Annotated in this window: 7 protein-coding genes and 1 pseudogene; 4 read left to right on the top strand and 4 right to left on the bottom strand. The window is 72.0% G+C overall.

The genetic code is table 11. The features are described 5' to 3' along the window. Both ACWJI7_RS12595 and ACWJI7_RS12590 read right to left on the bottom strand, forming a co-directional pair. Positions 1 to 202: pseudogene (locus tag ACWJI7_RS12595) on the bottom strand (photosystem II q(b) protein); the annotation flags it as partial. A gap of 170 nt (positions 203 to 372) precedes the next feature. Further along, positions 373 to 1,785 carry a DUF697 domain-containing protein gene (locus ACWJI7_RS12590; protein WP_479938349.1) on the bottom strand — a complete coding sequence of 471 codons (1,413 nt, stop codon included), beginning with the start codon at positions 1,783 to 1,785 and terminating at the stop codon, positions 373 to 375. A gap of 177 nt (positions 1,786 to 1,962) precedes the next feature. On the opposite strand from ACWJI7_RS12590, the gene ACWJI7_RS12585 reads away from it, so the two are divergent. From ACWJI7_RS12585 to ACWJI7_RS12570, 4 genes are all read left to right on the top strand, one after another. Continuing rightward, a complete protein-coding gene (locus tag ACWJI7_RS12585) occupies positions 1,963 to 2,523 on the top strand; it encodes a hypothetical protein (RefSeq protein WP_479938347.1) in 561 nt (186 codons plus the stop codon). A gap of 173 nt (positions 2,524 to 2,696) precedes the next feature. Continuing rightward, complete coding sequence (locus ACWJI7_RS12580) at positions 2,697 to 3,107, top strand: hypothetical protein (protein ID WP_479938345.1); 411 nt, start codon at positions 2,697 to 2,699, stop codon at positions 3,105 to 3,107. After that, positions 3,104 to 4,120 carry a tryptophan--tRNA ligase gene (gene trpS / locus ACWJI7_RS12575; RefSeq protein ID WP_479938343.1) on the top strand — a complete coding sequence of 339 codons (1,017 nt, stop codon included), beginning with the start codon at positions 3,104 to 3,106 and terminating at the stop codon, positions 4,118 to 4,120. The genes ACWJI7_RS12580 and trpS overlap by 4 nt, the downstream gene beginning before the upstream one ends. A gap of 249 nt (positions 4,121 to 4,369) precedes the next feature. Continuing rightward, a complete protein-coding gene (locus ACWJI7_RS12570; protein ID WP_479938341.1) occupies positions 4,370 to 5,035 on the top strand; it encodes a glycoside hydrolase family 24 protein in 666 nt (221 codons plus the stop codon). Between the two features lie 15 nt (positions 5,036 to 5,050). Here ACWJI7_RS12570 and ACWJI7_RS12565 read toward each other — a convergent pair whose 3' ends face one another. Together ACWJI7_RS12565 and ACWJI7_RS12560 are read right to left on the bottom strand one after the other, a co-directional pair. Further along, the gene (locus tag ACWJI7_RS12565) at positions 5,051 to 5,515 is read right to left on the bottom strand and encodes a TM2 domain-containing protein (RefSeq protein ID WP_479938339.1); all 465 of its coding nucleotides are present in this window, start codon (positions 5,513 to 5,515) and stop codon (positions 5,051 to 5,053) included. Continuing rightward, a complete protein-coding gene (locus ACWJI7_RS12560; RefSeq protein ID WP_479938337.1) occupies positions 5,512 to 5,898 on the bottom strand; it encodes a DUF2605 family protein in 387 nt (128 codons plus the stop codon). Before ACWJI7_RS12560 ends, ACWJI7_RS12565 begins: the two co-directional genes overlap by 4 nt. Positions 5,899 to 6,000: the final 102 nt, after the last annotated feature.

Here is a 6,000-nt window from a genome sequence, read left to right as displayed (position 1 = left end):
CTGCGACGGGCTCGCGGATGCCGTCGATGTCGACGGGGGGAGCGGCGATGAAGGCGATGATGAAGCAGATCGTGGCTGCCAGGAGGCAGGGGATCATCAGCACACCGAACCAACCGACATAGATGCGGTTGTCGGTGGAGGTGACCCACTGACAGAAACTTTCCCAGGAGCCAGAGCGTCCGCTGCGAACGGCCGTGGTCATTGGAGGTATGAGGACGGGATGAACATCGAGAACTCCATGCCAGGCGCACTCCAGAGGTGCAGACACAGGTTTCGACCCCATAACGCTAGGGACGAGACGTTTGCAAGCCGACCGATCAGACGAAACGTTGCGTCGCTTCAGCCTTCATCATGAAGCTGTTCATGACATTGTCATGAAGCTGTGTCAAGCGCGGCTCCCGCACCCGGTTCGCCCGGCCTCGCCTGCTCCAGCAGCCACTGCCGACCCTGGGCGACGAATCCGCCCCAGTTCAGCTTCTCCTGGTCTGCCGCCCGCGCCACCAGCAGGGGGGCCTGGCGGCGCAGCTCGGCCAGATCCGCCTGGGCCACGCCGCTGGAGAGGGCCAGCACATCGGCCATGGCATGGCCCACCACCCGGGTGAGATAGGCGGCGCTGAGCGCCTGCAGGGCTCCCCCCACCAGCCAGGCGCTGCCCTCGAGGCGCATCAGGGCCAGCAGAGACTGGCTGGTCCACTCGGTGATCCCCAGCGCCAGGGCCGCCCGGGCGAGCTCCGTGGCCGCCTCCCGCAGCTGGTCGGGGCCCCAGGGGCACTCCCAGAGCCGGGCCATCTCCTGGAGCAGGAGACCGTTGGCCACTGCCAGCACCAGCAGATCGACACTGGGCAGGGGAGCCGCGAAGACGCCGGCCGCCACAAGCCACTGGGTGCGCTGCAGCTGACCGCGCCAGCGCTCGCGCCGCAGCGCTTCCAGCTGGCCCTGCCACTCGCCGTGCAGGGCCTCCAGACAGCGCAGCTCCGTCTGGATCCGGGTCTGACGGCCCGCCTGGCGGAGCTGCCCGCCCAGCGGAGCCAGGGCCTGGGTCAGGGCTTCGGGGCCGCCGGACCAGACGTGCAGGTGCGGGACCAGTCGGACGGGCAGCTGGGCGCGGATCTCCCGGTCCCGGAGGTCCCGCGTCGGCCCCGCCTCCAGCCGCACCAGCAGGGCCACCCACTGGCGCTCCGGCAGGGTGTCCAGCCAGCGCAGCTCAGCGGCCCCCAGCGGAGCCTCCAGCCAGACCAGCAGCAGGTCGCACTGCACGAACGGCTGGGGCCAGCACCAGCCGGCACTGGCGGCGGGCAGGGGATGACCCCAGTGCAGATGAAGGCTCCGGGGACCGCGCAGGGCCTCCAGCAGGGCCGGCCGGAGTGTCTGCGGCGGCATGGAGACGCCGGCGAGGCCCACCTCGATCCGCTCCCGCCCCTCCCGCAGCCGCAGCTGCTCGAGCCGGGTCCGCCGCGCCAGCTGGGTGGCGCGGACCTCCGAAGCCTCAGCCGGCGGCTCCAGGCGTTCGAACTGGCTGAGCAGGGTGTCGCAGCGGCTGATCCAGCCGCTCCAGGAGGAGGGGAGGCGGGGACGGATCGTGCGCTGGCCCCGACCCAGCCACCACCAGAGACCGGCCGCCCCCGCCACGGTCAACGCCCCGGACCAGGGTCCGTGCAGGCTGTCGCCCAGCACCCAGCCACCGGCCAGCACCAGGGCCAGCGGCTTCCAGGGCAGGACCCCCAGCCGGATCGGCCCCAGACCCACTCCGCTGGCGGTGGGGCTCGGATCGGCGGGGGTCGTCAACAGCGTGCACCGCGGCCGGAAGCAGTGCATCTCTAGCTCAGCCGACCGGGGCTGCCCAGCCGCGGGGCGGCGCGGGGGCGATCCGTTCGTGCCGGTGTGGCCACCGCGGCGCCGCAGGGGGCGGATCCACGGCAGCCTGGACAGGCCTCCCCTGACCCGTCCGTGGCGAGTCCTTCCGTGCCCAGATCTCCCTTCCACGGGCCATGGGCAGGTCCGCACGCCCGCTACCTGCCCAGCCTCACCCCCCGCCAGCAAGGGCAGTTGGCCGGCGCCCTCGAGCAGCAGCAGCGACGGGAGCGCTGGGACGGGGAGCTGCCGGTGCTGCTGCTGAACCGTTGCTGGCTGCGGCTGGAATCGGTGCCGGTGGAGCGGCTGGCCCAGCGGCTGCCCCCCGACGCCACCGCGGCGGCCCCGGAACTGGAGCGCTTCCGCCACTGGCGCCGGGCGGGACTGGGCGTCCTGGCCGCCGAAGCCCGCTGCTGGGAGGAATTCGGACCCCAGGCCTGCCGGGCGGCCCTGCGGCGCCACTGGGAGGCCCGGGAGCGGGGCCACCACGGCTGGACCCTGGAAACCTATCTGGACCTGCTGGGGCAGTACCGCGTGCGGATCGAGGCGAGCGGCCCCAAGCCATTGCCCCTGATCGTGCTGGCCCGTGGCGGCGGTGACCGAGGCGACCATGAGCTCCACTGGCTGGTCGCCTCGGGCGGCATTGATGCGGCACACTTGCCCCCTGATTGAAGGCTCCGGCGATGGCCGACGAGAACAGCGCAGCCGCTCCCCTCCCAGGAGAGCCTCACCCGGACCCGCAGTCCGACCCGCCCCCCCCCACCCCCGAAGGCCGGGAGACCGGCCGGAAGGGAGGACGGGAGCGCGACAGCGGCGGCTTCCGCATCCGCCTGAGTGATCACGAGATGAGGGCCGCCCAGGCCGTGCAGGAGGCCTTTCAGCTGCGCTCCCCCGTGGCGGCCCTCGGCTTCTCGATCCGCACGATCGCCCAGTTGCTGGAGCAGGGACAGCTCGATGGGCTGGTGGCCAGCCAGCGGTCCCAGGCCGCGCCCCGCGGTGACACCCCGCGGGAGGGTGGGCGGGTTCGCCGGAACGCCGGCGGCGGGGGCCGCGATGACCGCAGGCCCAGGCCGGTCGACCCCTTCGCCCGGCCGAGCCGTCCGCCGCTCTCCGCTCCGGAACCCGCCAGCCCGGAACCCGCCAGCCCGGCACCGCCCGCCGCCGAGGGCGTCGACCCCGACGCCGACGCCGCCCTGGTGGAGGTGGTGATCTCGGAGGGTGAAGCCCCGGCCACCGAGAGCGAGAGCCAGCCGTGAGCCCGCGGCCCCGGGTTCTCTCCGGTGTTCAGCCCACGGGCTCCCTGCACCTGGGCAACTGGCTCGGGGCCATCCGCAACTGGGTCGACCTGCAGGACACCCACGACCCCTTCTTCTGCGTGGTGGATCTGCACGCCATCACCGTCCCCCACGATCCGGCGCTGCTGGCCGAAAGCACCCGCCGCACCGCCGCCCTCTATCTGGCCAGCGGCATCGACCCCAGCCGCTCCAGCGTCTTCGTGCAGAGCCAGGTATCGGCCCACAGCGAGCTCACCTGGCTGCTGAACTGCGTCACCCCGCTCAACTGGCTGGAGCGGATGATCCAGTTCAAGGAGAAGGCCCGCAGGCAGGGCGAGAACGTGTCGGTGGGCCTGCTGGACTATCCGGTGCTGATGGCCGCCGACATCCTTCTTTATGACGCCGACCTGGTGCCGGTGGGGGAGGACCAGAAACAGCACCTCGAATTGGCCCGCGACATCGCCCAGCAGCGGATCAACGCCCGCTTCGCCCCGGAGGAGAGCCCACTGCTGAAGGTGCCGGAGCCCCTGATCCTCGCCGCCGGGGCCCGGGTGATGAGCCTGACCGACGGCCGCAGCAAGATGAGCAAGAGCGACCCCAACGAGGCGTCCCGCATCCAGCTGCTCGATCCCCCCGAGCTGATCGTGCGCAAGATCAAACGGGCCAAGACCGATCCCCAGCGGGGCCTCGAGTTCGGCAATCCCGAACGGCCCGAAGCCGACAACCTGCTCGGGCTCTACGCCCTGCTGAGCGGCTCCAGCCGGGAGGCCGTGAGCCGCGAATGCGCCGCCATGGGATGGGGCCAGTTCAAACCGCTGCTGGCGGAGGCGACCGTGGAGGCGCTGCGACCGCTGCAGGAGCGCTATGGGGCCCTGCGGGCGGAGCCGGGCCATCTGGAGAGCGTGCTGCGCGACGGACGGGAGCGGGCGACGGCCGTGGCCCAGCTGACGCTGGAGCGGGTCCGGCGGGCCATGGGATTCCTGAGCCCACACTGATCCCAGCGCCCGGGGAGATCAGCGGCGCTGATCGGTCAACGGCCCGGCCCCGGCCGGGGGCGGCGCCAGGGAGGCTGGCGCGCCGAGGGCGGTGCGGGCTGGCACCGACTGGATCCTGCCCCACTGGCACCTGAGTCTCGGCTGAGGCGTGCGGGACTACGCACATGGTGGCCCATTTGTCCAGGACGGTCAGACGGATCGACCGGAAGCACTTCGTGAGTCTTCACACTCTCGTAAGTATTTCGACTGATGCGCCCCATGCGTTGGTGGACCCCCACCCTGATCGTCCTGCCCCTGCTGGTGGCCAGCGGCCAGCAGCCCTCCGGCGGCACCAGCCAGGCCGCCGCCGGACCCACCGGGGGGCAGCCGGGCCGGAGCGCCACCGCCGCAACCCCTCCGGCCGCCAGCGCGGCCACCTACGCCCTCACCCCCCGGCGCCGGGCCCTGCTGGCCACCATCCGCTATGCGGAGGGCACCTGGGCCGACGGGCGCGCCGAGGGCTATCGCACGCTCTACGGCGGGGGCCGCTTCGCCAGCCTGGAGCGACACCCCGACACTGTGGTGGTGCGGCGCTATGCCAGCGCGGCGGCCGGGGCCTACCAGTTCCTCCCCGCCACCTGGGAAGCCGCCTCCCGCCGGCTTCACCTGCGGGGCTTTGGTCCGGCCAACCAGGACCAGGCCGCCCTCTACCTGGTCGACCAGCGCGGCGCCCTGGAGGCGGTGGATCGCCAGGGCCTCGATGCGGAGACCATGGCCCGGCTCGCCCCCGAGTGGGCCTCCTTTCCGATGCTCTGCGGCAACAGCGCCTACGGCCAACCGGCCAAGAGCGCCGTGGACCTGCAGCGGTTCTACCAGCGGATCCTGCGGGAGAAGGAGGCCTCCCCGCTCGGCGGGATCGACGGCGCCTTGAGCTGACGACGGGCGCGGGCCTCAGGGCTCGCGGTAGACAACGCGGCCACGCTCGTCGTTGCCGACGTGAAGAAGATCCTCCTGGAGCAACCGCTCGATCTCCTGGCGGACCCGGTCCCGGGGGGTCCCGTTCTCCAACTGGCAATCGAGCAGGGCGTCGTTGTAGGTGAAGCCGGCGGACCCTGACCGGCGGGCCAGCAGAAGCAGCTGGCGATCCAGCGGCGGGGCCGGCTCCAGCAGCGGCTGGTTCCGGTTGGCCAGGGTGACCAGCTCCGGGACCAGGAACAGATCCACCAGCTGACCCACGCCGCAGAGGCCGAAGGTGAAGAGCCAGAGGGTGCCGCTCAGGGGCCGGCGGGTGTAAAAGCGCTGCAGCCCGCAGATCAGGAACAGCCCCCCCAGCCAGAGCAGGTAGGCGATGGCCACATCGCGACGCTGGGGCGCAGCGGAAGCCGATCGTGTCGGCACGGGTGGAGGGGTGGTCACGGAGGGGGGGGAATCGGCAGCTCCGGCAGAGCCACTCCAGCCTGCCGAAGCTTCGCGGAGAGCGCCCAGACCCGCATCACCAGCCAGTGCCAGGGGGCCATGGCCTCCATCTCGAGGGCCATGCTCACCGGAGCCGCGGCCCGGAGGCTGCGGGCGGCCACGATCTCCAGACGGGCCGTTCTCAGTTGCTCGGCCAGGGCCCGGCGATCCGCCTCCGTCTGGAGCGCGTCGGGACAGTGCTCCAGGAGCACCAATCCGCGCTCAAACCAGAACTCAAAGTCCCGCAGCAGGGACTCCAGCAGCTGATCCAGCAGCTGGCCGGCGGATTCGGGCCGGGGATTCGGGCCGGGGATGGATCCGGGGGGGACGGGTCGATCGCTCACCCGAACAGCCTAGAAAGCGACGGGAAGGACGGCTGCCGGAGTCGCCGGGTGCGGTGCGTAGGATCGCCGTCACGCCCGCCGAACCCAGTGCCTGCACCCCGG

It is taken from the genome of Cryptocyanus atlanticus LEGE 06306 (assembly GCF_056633155.1).
Note: the sequence above shows the minus strand (reverse complement) of the source record. Positions and strands in the feature narration are given on the sequence as shown.

Bases quoted from the DNA above. Each gene is read 5' to 3' on its own strand.
- ACWJI7_RS12580 (WP_479938345.1), top strand. From the start codon at position 2,697: ATGAGGGCCGCCCAGGCCGTGCAGGAGGCCTTTCAGCTGCGCTCCCCC.
- ACWJI7_RS12570 (WP_479938341.1), top strand. From the start codon at position 4,370: ATGCGCCCCATGCGTTGGTGGACCCCCACCCTGATCGTCCTGCCCCTG.